At 38.8% G+C, this 19,054-nt stretch carries 11 protein-coding genes; 8 read left to right on the forward strand and 3 right to left on the reverse strand.

Annotated features, from left to right (window positions below):
* Positions 1-80: 80 nt before the first annotated feature.
* On the reverse strand, positions 81-425 hold the full coding sequence (locus PL11201_RS24230) for a DUF4926 domain-containing protein (RefSeq protein WP_079681406.1): 345 nt from the start codon (positions 423-425) through the stop codon (positions 81-83).
* A 13-nt stretch (positions 426-438) separates the two neighbouring features.
* Between PL11201_RS24230 and PL11201_RS24235 the strand changes: the two genes are divergently transcribed.
* The 7 genes from PL11201_RS24235 (at position 439) to PL11201_RS24265 (ending at position 13,649) form a co-directional block, all read left to right on the forward strand.
* Positions 439-4,023, forward strand: a complete 3,585-nt coding sequence (locus PL11201_RS24235; RefSeq protein WP_234996828.1) for a WD40 domain-containing protein — start codon at positions 439-441, stop codon at positions 4,021-4,023.
* Positions 4,024-4,269: 246 nt separating this feature from the next.
* On the forward strand, positions 4,270-4,566 hold the full coding sequence (psb34, locus tag PL11201_RS24240; protein WP_079681407.1) for a photosystem II assembly protein Psb34: 297 nt from the start codon (positions 4,270-4,272) through the stop codon (positions 4,564-4,566).
* 138 nt (positions 4,567-4,704) lie between these two features.
* Positions 4,705-5,286, forward strand: a complete 582-nt coding sequence (locus tag PL11201_RS24245) for a Uma2 family endonuclease (RefSeq protein WP_079681408.1) — start codon at positions 4,705-4,707, stop codon at positions 5,284-5,286.
* A gap of 28 nt (positions 5,287-5,314) precedes the next feature.
* The gene (locus tag PL11201_RS24250) at positions 5,315-5,566 is read left to right on the forward strand and encodes a hypothetical protein (protein ID WP_079681409.1); all 252 of its coding nucleotides are present in this window, start codon (positions 5,315-5,317) and stop codon (positions 5,564-5,566) included.
* A gap of 238 nt (positions 5,567-5,804) precedes the next feature.
* Positions 5,805-10,340 (forward strand): chemotaxis protein CheB, encoded by a 4,536-nt coding sequence (locus PL11201_RS24255; RefSeq protein ID WP_079681410.1) that lies wholly within the window; start codon positions 5,805-5,807, stop codon positions 10,338-10,340.
* Between the two features lie 277 nt (positions 10,341-10,617).
* A complete protein-coding gene (locus PL11201_RS24260; RefSeq protein WP_079681411.1) occupies positions 10,618-11,874 on the forward strand; it encodes an RNA-guided endonuclease InsQ/TnpB family protein in 1,257 nt (418 codons plus the stop codon).
* 29 nt (positions 11,875-11,903) lie between these two features.
* Positions 11,904-13,649: an ABC transporter ATP-binding protein gene (locus PL11201_RS24265; protein ID WP_079681412.1), complete on the forward strand. Its 1,746-nt coding sequence runs from the start codon at positions 11,904-11,906 to the stop codon at positions 13,647-13,649.
* 243 nt (positions 13,650-13,892) lie between these two features.
* Here the strand turns inward: PL11201_RS24265 and clpX are convergent, their stop codons facing one another.
* Both clpX and PL11201_RS24280 read right to left on the reverse strand, forming a co-directional pair.
* A complete protein-coding gene (clpX, locus tag PL11201_RS24275) occupies positions 13,893-15,236 on the reverse strand; it encodes an ATP-dependent protease ATP-binding subunit ClpX (RefSeq protein ID WP_079681414.1) in 1,344 nt (447 codons plus the stop codon).
* A 187-nt stretch (positions 15,237-15,423) separates the two neighbouring features.
* The gene (locus PL11201_RS24280) at positions 15,424-17,433 is read right to left on the reverse strand and encodes an ATP-binding protein (protein WP_079681415.1); all 2,010 of its coding nucleotides are present in this window, start codon (positions 17,431-17,433) and stop codon (positions 15,424-15,426) included.
* Between the two features lie 440 nt (positions 17,434-17,873).
* On the opposite strand from PL11201_RS24280, the gene PL11201_RS24285 reads away from it, so the two are divergent.
* The gene (locus PL11201_RS24285; protein ID WP_079681416.1) at positions 17,874-19,031 is read left to right on the forward strand and encodes a glycosyltransferase; all 1,158 of its coding nucleotides are present in this window, start codon (positions 17,874-17,876) and stop codon (positions 19,029-19,031) included.
* Positions 19,032-19,054 lie beyond the last annotated feature (23 nt).

A 19,054-nucleotide genomic window follows, 5' to 3' on the forward strand; every position in this document is an offset into this window, starting at 1 on the left:
AAACACTCCGTAGAGAAATGTAGCATAATTCTGAGACAGTTTTAGCTAAAATTTTAACTGAGGGTGATTTGAGTGTGATTCTACTCCTGAGTCGGTTTTTCTACTGGGGTTTCTGGAGAATGGGATTGTTCATTACCAACTTGGGGAACTTCATAACTAATATCGCCAAACACTGAAATAAAATTCCCCATTTCCGGGGTATCATTAACGACAGAAAACTGATCAGGATACAAAATTACATTCTCATATTCAAAACCCGATTCTCCAGTTTCACTAAGAATAGTTAGGTCAACCGCATATCCCTCTTTAGGACGTTCATAACATTCGATTATTGTTCCAATTGTTCCTTTGGGAATTAGGGATTTTCCAAAATCTGCGGGAATATCCACTAATGTTTTAATCCGATCATAGGCTTGTGCTTTCATTTTAAATCCTAAAATGGAGTTAATCTATCATACCGGATCGGATATGAAGCAGCCAGAAGTATTATCCCCATTCCCTATTCCCTATTCCCTATTCCCCATTCCCCATTCCCCATTCCCCATTTCTATGACCTTATACAAAGTTGGTGGTAGCTTAGAAAATCATGATCCTACTTATGTGATGCGAAGTAGTGACCAGCACCTTTATCATGCCTTAAAAGCGGGACAATTCTGCTATGTTTTTAATTCCCGACAAATGGGCAAATCTTCCTTAATGGTTAGAACTAAATACCAACTCGAAGCGGAAGGATATGCTTGTACAGTGATAGATATGACCCTAATTGGTAGCCAAGATACCACTCCGTTACAATGGTATAAAGGAATAGTAATGGATTTATTACGGGGATTTGGATGTTTTGATAAACTTAATTTAAAGATCTGGTGGCAGGAACAAGAAGGAATTTCTTTATTACAAAAATTAAGTGAATTTTTAGAAATTTTATTAGTCCAGCAATTTCCTGAACAGAATCTCTGTATTTTTATTGATGAAATTGATAGTATTCTGAGTTTAAACTTTCCCACGGATGACTTTTTTGCCCTAATTCGAGCCTGCTATAATCAACGGGCGATTAATCCCGCCTATAAACGTCTAACCTTTGCCTTATTTGGTGTGGCGACTCCTTCGGATTTAATAGCTGATAAAAACCGAACTCCCTTTAATATTGGCACAGCAATTAATTTAAGCGGATTTACCTTAACAGAAGCTGCCCCTTTAGTCCAAGGATTAACTGGAATTTTTGAACAACCGGAAGCCATGCTTCGAGAAATCTTAGCCTGGACAAATGGGCAGCCATTTTTAACCCAAAAACTATTAAGATTATTGGTGTTAAATCGGCAACTAAAAAATGATCTGATTGCTCAAAATAGTCCGATATTATGGATTAAAAAGATCGTGCGATCGCAAATCATTGAAAAATGGGAATCCCAGGACGAACCCGAACATTTAAGAACCATCCGCGATCGCTTACTGCACAACTCCCAGCACACCGGACGCCTGTTAGGAATTTACCAATCTATTCTACAAGAAATAAAAATAGAGATCGATGACAGCCCCGAACAAGTAGAGCTTTTATTATCTGGTTTGGTACTCAAAGATCAGGGATTTTTAAAGGTCAAAAACCTAATTTATAAAGAAGTCTTTAATTTAGTTTGGGTACAACAGCAATTAGCAAAAATTCGTCCCTATTCCCAGACCTTTGAGGCTTGGATCACTTCAAATCAAAAAGATGAATCACGGTTATTAAGAGGACAAGCCTTAAAAGATGCTCAAATTTGGTTCCAAGGAAAAAGTTTAAGCGATTTAGATTATCAATTTTTAGCAGCTTCAGTAGAATCGGATAGAAAAGGAGTCCAACTAATTTTAGAAGCTGAACGTGCTAAAGCCATTGAAGCCAAATTAGCCGAGGAAAAACAAAGATTATTACAGGAACAAAAAACTGCTAAATTACAACGATTATTTTTAGGAGCAATGAGTATTGCTTTTCTAATTGCTTCCGGCCTAGGATTATTCGCCTTCAAACAATACAGAGAAGCCAGAGTTAGCGAAATCAAAGCCTTAACTTCCTCCTCAGAAAGCTTGCTTGGTGCTAATCGTCAATTAGATGCCATGATCGCCGCCATTAAAGCCAAACGCAAATTAGAAAGTTTAGGGAATGTTGATCACCAAACCACTAAAAATGTTGAAACTGTTTTAAATCAAGCGGTTTATGGCAGTTATGAATTTAACCGTTTAAACGGACATAAAGACAGTGTGATGGCGGTTGCTATTAGTCCCGATCTTCAGTTAATTGCCACAGGAGGGGAAGATCAAACCGTGAGAATTTGGAAACCCGATGGCAGCATTCTGCATATCTTAAAACATAGCGGAGCAGTCTGGCGGGTTGTATTTAATCCTGATAGTAATTTGATCGTTTCTGCTAGTTTAGATGGCAGTGTCAAACTTTGGCGGGTTGATGGTACATTAATCAAAAGTTTTCAAGCCCATAAACTGCCAGTTTGGGGCGTTGCTTTTAGCCCTGATGGTCAACTCATCGCCTCATCTGGTGGAGATGCAAAGGTTAAATTATGGACGTTAGATGGGCGACTTTTAAAAACATTTATTGGTCATCAAAATTTTGTGAGAAGTGTGGCTTTTAGTCCAGATGGCCAGATGATTGCTTCCGGCGGAGCCGATAATACTATTAAATTATGGAGCGTTGATGGTAGATTACTCAAAACCCTAGAAGGACATCAAAAAAACGTCTGGCATTTAAGTTTTTGCCCCTCTAAAAATTTACTGATTTCTGCCAGTCAGGATCTCACCGCTAAAATCTGGAAACTGGACGGAACTTTAGTTAAAACAATTACCAATGATCGGCCATTTTTTGGGATTTATTGTCAGGATAAACAGATTGTCACTATTGACGAAGAAAACATCATTAAAACTTGGAAATTTGACGGCACATTGATTCAAGAATTAACCCAGTTTCGCAGTTTTATTGGATATGTGGCAATAAGTTCAAATGGTTTAATCGAAATTTCTGCTAATAATGAGGGCGTGATTAAACTCTGGCATCTCAATAACAATTTATTAAAACCTCTCACCGGACATCAGAATACAGTTTGGGACGTGGCGACTAGCCGGGATGGTCAATTAATCGCCTCAACCAGTGTAGATCAAACCCTGAAATTATGGCGCTCAGATGGTACACTTTTGCAAACCCTCAAAGACCAAGGATCTCCGGTTTTTCGGAGTGTGGTTTTTAGTCAAGACAGTCAAATATTAGTCACGGGTAGCCTAAATCAGAAGCTGCAACTTTGGGATATCCGTAATCCTGAAACCTCCGAGATCAAACTTCTAAAAACCTTGGTCGGACATCAAGCTCCGATTAATGGTTTAGCGATTAGTCCCGATGGAAAAATGATTGCTTCTGGAGATCATAAAAGCATCAAACTTTGGAATTTTGACGGGAAATTGCTGCACAGTTTTCCAGCCCATAATGAAATTATTTGGAAGTTAGCCTTTAGTAATGATGGACAATTTATCGCCTCTGCTAGTGCCGATCGCACGGCTAAAATTTGGACACGAGAGGGTCAATTAGTAGCAACACTTCCCCACAATAGTTCAGTTTGGGGAGTCGCTTTTAGTCCTCAAAATGATTTTGTCGTCACTTCTAGCCGAGATGATACCCTCAAATTTTGGCAGTTGGATGGAAAATTAATTAGAAGTATATCCGGTGAAGGTAAAGGGTTTAACCGCCTCGCCATTAGTCCTGATGGTCAAACCATTGCCACCGCCGGAGTTGATACGAATGTTAAGTTATGGAGTGCTACCGGAGACTTACTGGCGACTTTACCCGGACACCAAAGGATGGTTTTTAGTGTAGCGTTTACTGCTGATGGGAATTCCTTAGTTTCTGGATCGGATGATCAAACACTAATTATCTGGAATTTAAAAAATATTCGCACTCTTAATCAACTTAATTATGCTTGTAATTGGGTGCGGGATTATTTAAGAACTAATATTGAGGTTGAGGAAAGCGATCGCTCTTTATGTCAGTAGGAAATAGGAAATAGGCAATAGGCAATAGGCAATAGGCAATAGGTTGTAACATTTTAATACTGACATGAAACAGCCAGAAGTGTTACCCATTACCTATTCGTAATTCGTAATTTGTAATTCGTAATTCCCTATTCCCTATTCCCTATTGCCTATTCCCTATTCCCTATTCCCTATTCCCTATTCCCTATTTCCTATTATTGTTTAAATAGGTTATAATAGTAAATATAAATTTAATAAGAGGGCAACATGACCAACTCCGAAACAACAGGGAAAACCCTTAACCCTAACCCAGAGCATCGTAGCGACGGTAGCGAACTCATTCCTGCCGAAATTGCAACAAATGATCCTCAATCTCCTGATGTAGTTCCTGGAACTGGCTACACTAAAGATGATGAAGGTCTGATCAATAACTTCGCTGTTGAACCTGATATCTACCCCTCGGAATATCCCTCACCTGGACAACAAAAACGATATATTTTTCTAGGGGCGGGAGCAGTTTTGTTCGTTGTTATTTTGCTAATGATTACCTTTTCTGTTAGCTAAATATTAATGGACGATGGTCAATAGGTAGTGAGCAATGAGCGATCGAGAATGGGCGATAGTCAATCTTGGAATAGGTCATAGGTAGTCCGTATAATGTTGATATAATTGAACCGTAGCCAACTCAATTAGGATAAAATCATGGAAACTACTACAATACCCACACCCTTTGAGTTAACTATTGAACTAACAGATGACCAGTTTTTTCAGCTATGCCAAAACAACCGGGATTTGAGATTTGAACGCAGTGCATCGGGAGATTTAACTGTTATGCCACCTACAGGTAGCGAAACGGGCAACCGGAATATCAAAATTAGTGCTCAATTAGAAATCTGGAGTTCTCAAAATAATTTAGGATTAGCCTTTGATTCCTCAACGGGTTTCAAACTTCCAAATGGGGCAAATCGCTCCCCCGATGCCGCTTGGGTCAGTAACCAAAGATGGGAGGTTTTAACCACAGCAGAAAAAGAAAAATTTGCTCCCCTATCTCCAGATTTTGTCGTCGAATTACGCTCAAAAACTGATTCCTTAGAAAAGCTACAAGCGAAAATGCAAGAATATATAGAAAATGGGACAAAATTAGGATGGTTGATTGATAGACACCATCAGCGTGTAGAAATTTATCGTCCGAATCAAACAGTAGAAATTATTCTATCTCCCCAATTTTTATCGGGAGAAAATATCTTACCAGGATTTGTATTAGATTTGAAAAATATTCTCTAAAGTCTTGTACCATTAAGGAACAGTTACCATGAATATTCAATTAGTAGAATCTTTGGCAACAATTATTAATACTTTGAGTGTAGAAGAACGCCAACTATTACAAAAAAAAGTAAAAATTAATGGCGAAATGTCTCCAGCTAATATTACTGTAGATCATCAATCTGCCCAAGATTGGATAGAAAAACTACAGAATTGGAGTATGAGCCATCGGCAAAATACCCCGTTATTATCAGATGAAGCTGTGAGCCGTCAAGGAATTTATGAGGAACACACGAGATAATAGATTATGAGTCTGTTTAAGGATAAAAAATTCTGGCAAAAATAATTAAATAAAAATTAAGTTTGTTGACAAAAGTGTTTATTTGAGTTATTATTTTATTTTATTTTATTTTATTTTATTTTATTTTATTTTATTTTATTTTTTGAAAACCATTTGTTGATGTGTTCATAGAAAGTTATCTGACTAATAAATAAAATTTTAATTCCTGTACCAATCCCTTTTAATTACCTTCCTTAATATGACACAAAATACCCAGAATAATAGCCCTGAAACGCCAGAAAAATTTTTTGTGGTAGCCATGGGTGCGTCAGCCGGGGGTTTACAACCTTTAGAAGAATTTTTTACCCATTTACCGAATAATCCCGGTGCCGCTTTTGTGGTTTTACAACATCTTTCTCCCGATTTTCCCAGTTTGATGCCCGAATTAATTCAAAGACGCACCTCAATGCAAGTTGAACCGATAAAAGATGGGGTACAGTTACATCCAAATCATATCTATGTATTGCCACCGCGTCACACTTTAACAGTCGAAAAAGATTGCTTACGATTAGAACAACATCTTTCTGAGCGGGTAAATTATCCGATCAATATTTTCTTCAAATCCCTCGCCACCGAATGGGGGGAAAAAGTGATCGGAATCCTGCTATCGGGAACGGGAAACGATGGCACAGAAGGATTACAAGCTATTAGTCAAAAAGGCGGAATCACCCTAGTTCAATCCCCAGAAACCGCCCAATTCACGAGTATGCCAAGTAGTGTGATACCTTGTGATTGCTTGGATGGGATTTTATCCCCTGAAGATCTAGCCCAGGCCGTTTATAGTTTAGTGGGCTATTCCCTGAACTATCCCATTTCTCAAGTCAAAGGCGGAGATTTAATTCCCGTAGAACAATTTGAACAAATCCTGGGGATTTTATCCAAATATGAAAAGATTGATTTTTGTCAATACAAAATTAGCACCCTCAGTCGTCGGATTCTGAATCGTTGTGGTGTCACCCAATCCCCAAATTTAACTCAGTATATTACCTTATTAAATCAATCGGAAACGGAAAGAAAATTACTCCGTCAAGATTTATTAATTAGTGTTACCCAATTCTTTAGAGATCCTCCCGCCTGGGAATTAATAGAACAGCAGGTTTTACCGGAGTTGATCAACTCCTTAGCACCCCAGGAACAATTGCGAGTCTGGGTTCCCGCCTGTGCGACCGGAGAAGAAGCCTATTCCTTAGCCATATTAATTGATGAAGCAATTCAGGCGGCTAATAAAGAGATCACCGTCAAAATGTTTGCCACCGATATTGATAGTAAAGCCCTGGAAGTAGCCTCTCAAGGAACTTATAACGAAAGCATTAAAAATAATATTACTCCTGAACGTTTAGAGAAATACTTTATCTATAAAGCCGGCTGTTATCAAGTCAAACGGCATTTACGCGAGATGTTAATTATTGCCCCCCATAATTTAACTAAAAATGCGGGTTTTTCTAAAATGAATTTGATTAGTTGCCGAAATGTGCTGATTTATATGCAGCCTCTACTTCAGCAACAAGTATTACGCTTGCTGCATTTTTCTTTAGCTTCCCAAGGGATTTTATTTTTGGGAAATGCCGAAACCTTGGGAGAAATCGAAACAGAATTTATTAATATCGATCAAAGATGGAAAATCTTCCGCAAACACCGAGAAATTCAACTGAGTTTAATGCCCGTATCCCAGCTACCCCTATTAGCTCCAGTCACGATACCACCCACCTCTAATCGAAATTTATTTCAGTATGAACGGATTTTAGATTCAGTTTTTAATCTTTGTTTTACAGAACAACATTTGACCTGTGTATTAATTAATCAAGACTGCCAATTACTGCATATCTTTCATAATGGTGCAGATTTGCTATCCTTCTCCACAGGCAAGCCTAAATTGGATATTACGGAACTGGTTCCCACCCCTTTACGATTACCCTTGAAAACCGCTATCCATCGAGCCAAACGGGAACAACAAAATGTTCTGTATACAGGCATTAATTTGTTCAGAAATGGGGTGAATGAGATCCTCAGTTTAAAAATAGCATTTCCCAATAAATACCCAATCATAAATGAATTTCTATTGGTTTTATTGGAGATAAAAACCACAGTAGAAAACAAATCTAATCAGATTGAGTTTCAGGTTGATATTGAAACCGTCAAACAAATCACCGAATTAGAATATGAACTGCAACAAACCCGAGAAAATTTACAAGCGACTATTGAAGAATTAGAAACGACCAATGAAGAACAACAGGCTACCAATGAAGAATTACTGGCTTCTAATGAAGAATTGCAAAGTACCAATGAAGAATTACAGTCGGTAAATGAAGAACTTTATACCGTTAATTCAGAATATCAGATTAAAATTCAACAACTCACCGAACTAACGAGCGATATTGATAATTTACTTCGCAGTACCGATATCGGGGTGATCTTTCTGGATAATGATCTGAATATTAGAAAATTTACCCCGACGACCAGTAATATTATTAATATTCTTCCCACTGATATTAACCGCCCCCTCAGCCATTTTACCCATAATTTAGACTGTCCTAACTTAGTTGAAATTTTATCGAATTTTGTCGTGACTCAAATTCCCTTAGAATTAGAAGTGATCAACCAAAGGACTCAAAAACAACTGTTGATGCGAGTGAACACCTATAAAGGGGAAAATAATAACAATAATGGATTAGTTGTTACCTTTGTTAATATTAATGAGTTGAAAAAAATTCAAAATCAACTCCAAGCTAGTAATAATTGGTTAGAGAATATTTATATTAATAGTCCTGTGGGGTTATGTTTACTGGATCAAAATCTAAAATTTGTTAAAGTTAATGAAAACTTCGCCAAGATTAATCATTTGTCCGTAGGAGAACATATTGGCAAAACCGGGCAAGAGTTATTTCCTGAATGGGCAAGTATTTATGAACCCTTGATGCGTCAAGTCTTAGAAACGGGTGAAACCCTGAGAAATGTCGAATTTCAAACCCTAACCCCTGTCTTTTCACAAACTCGATATTGGGTCAGTAGTTTTTATCCAGCTTTATTACAAGATGGACAGTCTGGAGTCGGAGGAGTCATTACAGAAATTACCGAACAAAAAGAGACTCAGAAAGAGGTAAAAAGAGCAAAAGATCGCCTAGAAGAAGCTCAAAGTATTTCCCAGATAGGAAATTGGGAATTGAATCTTCAGACTCAAAAAATGCGCTGTTCAAAGGAATTATTTAAGATTCTTGGCTTTGATTTTAATTTAGGAGAACCCACATTATCCCAGTTAATTACTCGCATTCATGTTCAGGATCAACCTAAATTTTTAGAGGCTTTAGAACAACTCAAAACCCAAGGGATTAGTTATGATCTAGATCTCAGAATTATTCGTCATAATGATGGGGTAATTCGATATATTAATGCTATAGGTAAGGCTGGTTATAATCAACAGCATCAGATTACCGATATCTATGGCACAATGATGGATATTAGCGATCGCAAACAAGCAGAAATCGCCCTATCTGAAGCCAAGGAAGGCGCGGAAGCCGGAACCAAAGCCAAAGGTGATTTTTTAGCTAATATGAGTCACGAAATCCGTACCCCGATGAATGGTGTGGTGGGGATCGTTCAACTTTTGTTGATGACCGATCTTTCCCAGGAACAAAAAAAATTAGTCGATATGATTCAAGATAGCGGGAATCTGCTTTTAACCATTATTAATGATATTCTTAACTTCTCAAAAATTGAATCGGGGAATTTGGAACTAGAAGAAAATCCTTTGGTTTTAAGAACTATATTCCAGTCGGTATGTGATCTCTTACACAAAAAAGCTGTAGAACGAGAAATTGACCTCACCTATTTAATTGATTCTGATATTCCTAATTATTTTTTAGGAGATAGTTCTCGTTTGAGACAAATTTTATTAAATCTAATAGGAAATGCGGTTAAGTTTACTAGTCATGGCAGTGTTTCTATTCGGGTAATGGGTCAACCTATTTCTGGTCAGAAATATGAATTAATCATCTCAATTCAAGATCAGGGGATTGGGATTAATTCTGATCAAATTAATCAACTCTTTCAACCCTTTACCCAGGGAGATATTTCCATTAATCGTAAATATGGCGGTACGGGTTTAGGATTAGTGATCAGTCAGAGTTTAGTTAATTTAATGGCAGGAACAATTTGGGTGGTAAGTCAGGGTGAGATTGGGGGAAATCCTCCCCCGGATTTTTTCTTAGATCCCGAACAACCTCAGACCCAAGGTTCAACTTTTTATTTTACCCTGCAATTAAAACTCGCTGCTGAGAGCGACATTAATTTACTAACAAATCCCGCTTTACCTCAAGTCGAAAAAATTTATGATCAATCGCAATTAAAAGTTTTGATCGCCGATGATGATCAGATCAATCAAGAATTTGGATTATTACTTCTGAAATTATTTGACTATGATGCGGATATTGCTAACAATGGATTAGAAGTATTAGAAATGTTAGAAAAACAATCCTATGATATCATTTTGATGGATATGCAAATGCCAGAAATGGATGGTTTAACCGCAACAAAAATAATTCGTGAATCCGCCCAAACCCAACCCTGGATTATTGCGGTGACGGCTAATGTTTTAGAGCGCGATCGTCAAAGATGTTTGGAGATAGGGATGAATGATTATCTGAGTAAACCGATCATGATCGAAGATTTTAATAAGGCTATTTCTAAATATTTGGAAAGTTTAGGGAATGGGGAATGGGGAATAGGGAATGGGGAATAGGGAATGGGGAATGGGGAATTACGAAGTGATTTCTTGCCAAAATCAGCTATAGTATTTATTTGATTAACCCAAACCTTCCCTATCGAGCACAGGATTAAAACATTCAGTCAACTGTAAATCCAATTCAGTCTCTAATTTAACTAACACCGCCGGGAAGTCCCCCGCTCTACAATAACCCAGGTGAGCGGTGGGATGAAAGGCGGGTCAACGTAGGTACGGAGTTGACCAAATCTTTTTTATTATGTAGTAAGATATTCAGACCAGGAGGTGATATTGAGTGCCACACAAAGCTGTACAAGTCCGTCTGTATCCAACTGCATTGCAAGAAGCACTACTAGCCCAAACATTTGGATGTTCGCGGTGGTGGTGGAATTATGCTTTAAATAAATCGATTCAGGTTTATCAAGATACGGGGAAAGGGCTGGGACAGGTAGCACTCAACGCCCTACTACCTAAGCTCAAAAAAGCCGAAGATACTATTTGGTTAGCTGATTGTTATAGTCAGGTTTTACAAGCTACAACACTTAATCTAACCACAGCATACAAAAACTTTTTTGATAAACGTGCAGGTTTCCCTAAGTTTAAGTCTAAACATGGCAAACAGTCAATTCAATACCCTCAAAATGTCAAAATTGTTGATGGTAATGTCAAACTTCCTGGCAATATTGGGATAGTCAAAGCTAAAATACATAGACCAATTGCCGGGAAAATCAAGACTGTAACTGTTAGTAAAACTCCTTCTGGGAAATATTTGGCATCTATCCTAACAGAAATTGAAGGGGAAAATCCCACTATTTCAGAAGGTAAAATCTATGGTATTGACTTAGGAATCAAACACTTTGCCGTTGTCACTGATGGCGAAAATGTTTCTAAATACGATAATCCCAAACATCTTGCTAAACATGAGAAAAATCTCAAACGCAAACAGAAAAAATTAGCGCGTAAAGAAAAGGGGAGTAAATCCAGAAATAAATATCGTCAAGTTATTGCCTCCTTATACGAACGAGTGAGTAATTCCCGGCAAGATTTTCTACACAAACTTAGTCATAAGTTGGTCAGCGATAGCCAAGCTGTCATAGTAGAAAATCTTCATGTCAAAGGCATGGTTCGTAATCACAATTTGGCAAAAGCAATATCTGATTGTGGATGGGGAACTTTCACTAATTTTCTAGCTTACAAACTAGAAAGAAAAGGCGGTAAGTTAGTGGAGATTGATAGATGGTTTCCTAGTTCCAAACTCTGTTCTAATTGTTTCTATCAAGTCAGTCAAATGCCATTAGATGTTCGTGAATGGACTTGTCCTAATTGTGGTACTGATCATGACCGAGATGGAAACGCAGCTATAAATATTAGAGCAGAGGGCATCAGAATGCTTGCATTGAGCGCAGTCGAAATGCTAAAGACGGATGGTGCAGCCGTCTCTGCTGTAGGAGGGGAGGTAAGACCAAAAGGGGGATGCAAGTCCGTCTTGAGGCATTCCCCTGTGAGTACAGAAGCCGACACTGTACTTGGTACTCCAAGTCAGTGTGGGTAGTTCACTCTGTTAACCTGATTCGCCTAAATATGAAATCTTCTCGATTCCAAAAACTGATAGAGTATCTGCGTCCCCATAAAAAAGCTACAATATTAGGAATTGTGGCGTTATTTCTGGTTAATGCGTTGGGGGTTTATATTCCGATTTTGATTCGGGATATTGTGAATGAACTGCAAGTAGCGATTAACTTTGATACGGTACAAAATCAGGTATTCTTGATTTTTATTTTAGCCTCAATTATGTGGGTGATTCGGATGATCTCACGGACTATCATTTTTGGGGTAGGTCGTCAGGTTGAATTTGATTTAAAACAAAAGATTTTTAATCATTTATTAACCCTAGAATCCTCCTATTTCTCCGAAAGTACCATTGGAGATTTAATTAACCGTGCCACCAGTGATGTTGATAATATTCGCCGTTTATTAGGTTTTGCGGTTCTCAGTATTGCTAATACCATCTTTGCCTATGGTTTAACCCTGCCAGTAATGTTAGCAATTAACTTCCGCTTGACTTTATTATCTATTTCTGTTTATCCCTTCATGTTGATTTTAGTGCAGGTTTTTAGTGGGAAACTCAGAGATCAACAAATGACAGTTCAGGAAAAACTCTCGAATATTAGCGATCTGATTCAAGAGGATATGAGTGGCATTTCTTTAATCAAGATTTACGCTCAAGAAGAAAACGAACGCCAAGCTTTTGCCGAAAATAACCAACAATTATTTTATGCTAATTTAGATTTAGCTAAAACCCGAAATCTTTTGTTTCCCATTTTAGGGGGAATTGCTAGTTTAAGTTTTTTAATTTTATTGGGAATTGGGGATGAATTTATTGCCAATGGAGAACTGAGTATTGGTGATTTTGTAGCCTTAATTTTATATGTGGAACGTTTAGTATTTCCCACGGCTTTATTAGGATTTACGATTACAGCCTATCAACGGGGAGAAGTGAGTATTGATAGAATTGAAGGGATTTTAAGTGTTGAACCTCGGATCAAAGATACCTTAGAACCTTTACCTTTACCCACTCCCATTCAAGGATGGTTAAGTGCATTTCATCTGAGTTATACCTACCCCAGAAGCCAAGTTCCGGCTCTGAATGATGTTAATTTCACGATTAAACCAGGGGAAACCGTTGCCATTGTTGGTCAGATTGGTTCTGGAAAATCGACTTTGGCTAATGCTATTCCTAGGTTATTAGATATTAAGATAGATCAATTATTTGTGGATGGTCAGGATATTACGCAGTTAAAGTTATCGGATTTGAGAAGTGCGATCGCCTATGTTCCTCAAGAGAGCTTTTTATTTAGTACCAGTATTCAGAATAATATTGCCTATGGTAATCCCCTAACGGAACAATCAGAAATTGAAATGGCGGCTAGAATTGCTAAAATTCATGAAGAAATTTTGAATTTTCCTAAACAATATGAAACCCTAGTGGGTGAAAGGGGAATTACCTTATCCGGTGGACAACGACAACGAACTGCCTTAGCCAGAGCACTATTAGTGGATGCACCAATTTTGATTTTAGATGATGCTCTTTCGAGTGTAGATAATCAAACTGCCACGGAAATTTTACGAAATTTAAAAATCGGAGTCCAACGGAAAACCGTGGTTTTTATCTCCCATCAAATGTCGGCGGCTGCCATGGCGGATCGGATTTTAGTGATGGAAAAAGGGAGTATTATTCAAACTGGAACCCATACCGAATTAGTAGGAATAAAAGGACTATATCAGACCCTTTGGAATCAACATAAATTAGAAGAATTATTGGTTTAATTTAATTTTTGATTTGGGGTTGGGCGGGTTTATTTAGGTTGTTTTTTTGTATTCAAGATGGTTACGGAACCCGCCCCTACGGGTTAATATTAACAAAAATTTCGTCATACCGCGTAGGGGCGGGTTCGCGTCAACCAAGAAAAAGCACCCCAAAACTTTATAAACCCGCCCCGACCCCGACAATAATTAATGGTTAATTGAATATGGTTAATTGAATTTTGGGTTTGCGGTGGGGCGGGTTAATTATGCCGACTCATGTTGTCGATGCCAAGCGGGATGCCATAATACCTCGGCGGTAGAACGTTTTTCTACCATTTCTTGGGTAATTACACAGTGAACAACATCTTTTCTGGAGGGAATTTCATACATGACTTCTAACATTAATTCCTCCAAAATTCCCCGTAGAGCTCGCGCCCCGGTTTTCCGACGGAAGGCTTCCTTGGCAATCGCTTTTAACGCCTCGGGTTCAAATTCTAACCGGACATTATCCATGCGTAATAGCTTTTTATATTGTTTAACCAAAGCATTACTTGGTTCGGTTAAAATTTGCATCAAAGCCCCTTCATCCAAAGGAGAAACCCTAGTTAAAACTGGAAGTCGGCCAATAAATTCAGGAATTAATCCAAATTTAACTAAATCTTCCGGTTGAACATGATACAAAACTTCGTCGGACTGGAGGGGAACAATCGGAGTTTTATGATCTTCTCTTGACTGCACAAAACCCAGGGATTTTTTGCCCAAACGTTGTTCAATCAGTTTTTCTAAACCCACGAAAGCCCCGCCACAGACAAATAAAATTTTGCTGGTATCAATTTGGATAAAATCCTGATAGGGATGCTTGCGTCCGCCCTGGGGAGGAACATTCACCACCGTGCCTTCTAACATTTTTAATAGGGCTTGTTGTACCCCTTCTCCAGACACATCTCGGGTGATGGAGGTATTTTCACTTTTACGCGCTATTTTATCAATTTCATCAATATAAATAATCCCCTGTTGTGCGGCTTCAATATCAAAATCGGCAACCTGTAATAACCGCAATAAAATATTTTCCACATCATCCCCAACATAACCGGCTTCGGTTAAAGTGGTGGCATCGGCAACGGCAAAGGGAACATCTAATAATTTTGCTAAAGATTGGGCGAGTAAGGTTTTACCACAACCCGTTGGCCCCATCAAGAGAATATTCGCTTTTTGTAATTCTATCGCATCATCAGCCTCGGCATCAGAAGCTTTTAACTTTTCTACACTCAGACGTTTATAGTGGTTATAAACTGCAACGGATAGAACTTTTTTTGCCCCATCTTGACCGATGACATGATCATCTAAATAGTTTTTAATTTCGATGGGTTTAGGAATGGAAGTCAGAGAAAATCCTTTATTGGCAGACTGTTTGGCAGAACGGGCTGGCTGCCCTCCAACGGAAACCGAGGCTGAATTTCGATCTGAAAATTCTTCTTCCAAAATCTCGTTACAGAGTTCGACGCATTCATCACAGATATAAACACCAGGGCCTGCAATTAATTTGCGAACTTGCTCTTGAGATTTACCGCAGAACGAACATTGTAAGTGAGAGTCATATCTGGACATATTGAATTAATTTTTAATTAACTGCTGGTGGCTTTTCCCTAAATGGGGAAGATAGACTGAATTGCGTCACGACCTAGACCGGGGCAACTTTCCTGGGTGAACATCCGCACGCGAGATCCATACTATCTTTCCCTAAACTAACACTAAATGAAGAAAACGTGGGAATTATTGTTTTGTAACGTTTAGATTAAACCGGGGCTGTTGGGAGATAAACTGTAAATTTAGAACCAACTCCGAGTTGGCTAGAAACGCTGATTTGTCCTCCCAGCATTTTGCAATAGTGATGGGTAATTGCTAAACCCAAACCCGTGCCGCCATACTCACGACTTAAAGAATTATCAACTTGGGTAAAGGCTTGAAATAAATTTTTCTGCTGTTCACGAGAAATACCAATTCCGGTGTCCGTGACTTCAAAACAAATCCAGTCTAAATCTTCATTCTGTTCTCGCTTCAGGGTAAGGGTTACTTTGCCCTGATGGGTAAATTTCAGAGCATTACTGATTAAATTATAAAGAATCTGTCGAATTTTAGTGATATCTCCTTCCATGATATCCAAATTGTTTTTACAACAAATTTGTACTGTGTTTTGATTTTGCTCGGCGAGGGGCTGTAAGGAAGTTACCACCTCATGAACAAAACTAGCCACTTCAAAGGTTTCTAAAGATAAAGGCATTTGTCCAGCTTCAACTTTACATAAATCTAGAATGTCATTAATTAAGGTAAGCAAATGGTGGCCGGACTGATGGATTTTTTCCACATCGGGTAATAGGTTATAGAGTTTTTGATCTACTACTTCTTCGAGTAACAAATCGCTAAAGCCGATAATGGCGTGTAAAGGAGTGCGTAACTCATGACTCATGTTTGCTAAGAAGGTACTTTTAGCTTGGGAAGCCGCTTGAGCTTGATGTAAAGCCGTTTGTAAAACCCCTTCTACCTTCAACCGTTCTACCATTTCCATTCGTAACTGTTGGATGGCTTCTTGTAATTCTGCCGTGCGTTTTTTAACTCTAATTTCTAGCTCATTCTTGACTTGAGCCAATGATCTTTCAGCTTTAATCCGTTCAAATCGTTCAATTGCTAGGGCAACTAAATTTGCTAAGGAATCAATAAATATCCGATCTTCTAGGCTACAGTCTTGTTGCTCGATGGGATATTCAACACAAATAAACCCAATAATTTTTCCGTTTAACCAAATGGGTCTATCTAAACAGTGACTAAAAAAAGAGGCGAGACTTTTGTCAATTAATTCGGATGATTCAGATAAAGATTTAGTTAATAAATCGAGAGGATAAAATGAGAATTTTTTCAAATTAAAAGGATTTGAACACAGGGAAAAGTTGTGATTAATAATCGATGATTCATCGGGGGAATGGTGATGGGTTTGACGTTCATACAAATCTAAACAATTCCATTCTAAAGCATTTTGTTTAACCCAAATTTCATCCCCATAACCTGGGTTTAAATCATTAACTTGCTCTTGATCTGACAGAGAATCACCCAGGCCACTATGGAGCCAAACACTCACTCTGTCAACGTCTAAAGTATTCGCGGCGGTTTCAGTAATTTGGCGAATTGCTGTATCAATATGATCATAATTGCGGGTTTGTTCTCGACTTAAATCGCGTAGGGCAACATTTTGACGATAGAGGCGTTCTGTACTTAATTGTAGGGTGGTTTCGGTTTTTTTTCGCTCCGTAATATCATGGAAAATAGAAAGAACAGCTTGTTCACCTTGAAAGGGTATAATTTGGAAGGAACCCATCACCCAAAAGGGAGTCCCATTGTTTTTTTGAACTTGCAGTTCATGGTTATGAATATAGCCTTCTGCGATAATTTTATCAATTAATTTTTGTCGCTCTGAGGCAATAGGATAAAATCCTAGGGTTTTGATAGTTTTGATCTGATCAAGGGGAAAATCAAATAAATCACTGGAAAAGGAATTAGCATATAAGATTAAACCATCGGATAGACGGCTAATTATGATGGGAATGGGTGTGAATTCTGCGATCGCTTCAAAAATTTCTCGTTGTGGAATCATGGATTCAAAACTATCGGTAAAAACCGGAGGTTTATTATTCTGTTTTTCATGCCAAACCTTGAGGCTGAAAGTTGTATTTTTCCAGTTTTCAGCATCTGAAAAAATAGGATTTTTTTGAGTTGCAAAAGATTCTTGAAAAAAGTTTTTTTCTAGCATCATTCAAGGGTTTAAGGGTTTAATCAAAGATTTATTAACTGGTTTTTGCCAATTGTAAGTTAGGGAAAATAGACCCGTAACCAACTTAGCCGTGTCAATCCAATATTCTCTGGTTAATGCTTCATAGAAGCCAGATTCCTATTTTGCCGACACCCATTACTTTGCGGGCGAAGTCGGAGTAAATTTATATTGTCTTCTACATTTTCCCTGCACCCTGGAGATTCCAAATAGTGTAGAACAGGATAGTCTGATTTGGGCAAAGATAGTCAAATTTTGTTATAGCGCTACGCATTACAGTTAGGAAACTTTTAAGTCCTGAAACTTTCACTGCTTACGGTTCTGTTCCGGTGTTCCGGTGTTCTAAGAGTGCGTGGCGCTATAGAAGTAATGTTCCTCTAATTCCCAAGCTGTGGGATATTAATTCTTGCACTCTCACCGGACGGATGTTTGCTGTGTCGTTAACCTATGCAATGGTTCATGAATGGTTAACACCCCTGGCGACGGGAGGTTCAGAACTCGTTGTTCAGGAAATTCTCAACCATATTCAGGCGGATGTTTACTCCCTGATTGATTTTGAATCCACCAACCCCGATAGCTATTTATATCAACGCTCCATTGGTACAACCTTTCTTCAGCATTTCCCCAAAGCCCGCTCTGGGGTGCAGAAATATCTGCCCTTACTGCCTCTGGCCATTGAACAACTCGATGTCCGAGGGTATGACGTGATTCTCTCCTCCTCCCATGCGGTGGCTAAAGGAGTTCTCACCAGTCCCCATCAACTGCACCTCTGTTACTGCCATACACCCATGCGCTACGCCTGGGATTTAACCTTTGACTACCTGAACAGCAGTTTAGCTGGAAAGGGGCTGCAAGGGGTGTTTACCCGCTATCTGTTGCATCGTTTGCGGCAGTGGGATGTGGTCTCGGCGAACCGGGTTGATTATTTCATGGCGAATTCCAAACATACAGCCCGACGAATTTGGCGCTGTTATCGTCGCCCGGCTAGGGTGATTTATCCCCCGGTACAGGTAGAACGCTTTCAGTTTCAACCGCAAAAACAGGATTTTTACTTAACGGTTTGCCGTTTGGTCAGTTATAAAAAAATAGCCTTGATTGTCCAAGCCTTCAATCGCCTGGGATACCCATTAATTGTTATTGGGACAGGAGCCGAATTGAATGCTATTCAGCAGATGGCTAAACCCAATATTCAGGTTTTGGGGTGGCAACCAAATGACGTCGTAGACCAGTATATGAGGGATGCCAAAGCCTTTGTCTATGCCTCCTGTGAGGATTTTGGTATCGCCTTAGTCGAAGCTCAAGCCTGTGGGACTCCGGTAATTGCCTACGGGGGGGGAGGGGCTTTAGAAACCGTGCGAGATCTGCGACAATATCCAGATTCTGCAACGGGTTTATTATTTTCCGCCCAAACTGAGGAGGCCTTAGTGGAGACCATAGAAGCCTTTGAGCAGTCTCAAGACCAGTTCAATCCCGATATGGCCAGATTAAATGCCACTCAATTTAGCCCGAAACAATTCCAAGAACATTACTGGGGATTCGTGGAGCATTGCTGGCAACAGTTTCAATCGGGCAATATCAGCTAAAATGCCAATTAATTTCGGACTTA

The sequence above is a fragment of the Planktothrix sp. PCC 11201 genome, assembly GCF_900009135.1.
GTDB lineage: Bacteria > Cyanobacteriota > Cyanobacteriia > Cyanobacteriales > Microcoleaceae > Planktothrix.

Bases quoted from the DNA above. Each gene is read 5' to 3' on its own strand.
- clpX (WP_079681414.1), bottom strand. From the start codon at position 15,236: ATGTCCAGATATGACTCTCACTTACAATGTTCGTTCTGCGGTAAATCT.
- PL11201_RS24285 (WP_079681416.1), top strand. From the start codon at position 17,874: ATGTTTGCTGTGTCGTTAACCTATGCAATGGTTCATGAATGGTTAACA.
- PL11201_RS24235 (WP_234996828.1), top strand. From the start codon at position 439: ATGGAGTTAATCTATCATACCGGATCGGATATGAAGCAGCCAGAAGTA.
- PL11201_RS24265 (WP_079681412.1), top strand. From the start codon at position 11,904: ATGAAATCTTCTCGATTCCAAAAACTGATAGAGTATCTGCGTCCCCAT.
- PL11201_RS24250 (WP_079681409.1), top strand. From the start codon at position 5,315: ATGAATATTCAATTAGTAGAATCTTTGGCAACAATTATTAATACTTTG.
- PL11201_RS24245 (WP_079681408.1), top strand. From the start codon at position 4,705: ATGGAAACTACTACAATACCCACACCCTTTGAGTTAACTATTGAACTA.
- PL11201_RS24230 (WP_079681406.1), bottom strand. From the start codon at position 425: ATGAAAGCACAAGCCTATGATCGGATTAAAACATTAGTGGATATTCCC.
- PL11201_RS24280 (WP_079681415.1), bottom strand. From the start codon at position 17,433: ATGATGCTAGAAAAAAACTTTTTTCAAGAATCTTTTGCAACTCAAAAA.
- psb34 (WP_079681407.1), top strand. From the start codon at position 4,270: ATGACCAACTCCGAAACAACAGGGAAAACCCTTAACCCTAACCCAGAG.
- PL11201_RS24255 (WP_079681410.1), top strand. From the start codon at position 5,805: ATGACACAAAATACCCAGAATAATAGCCCTGAAACGCCAGAAAAATTT.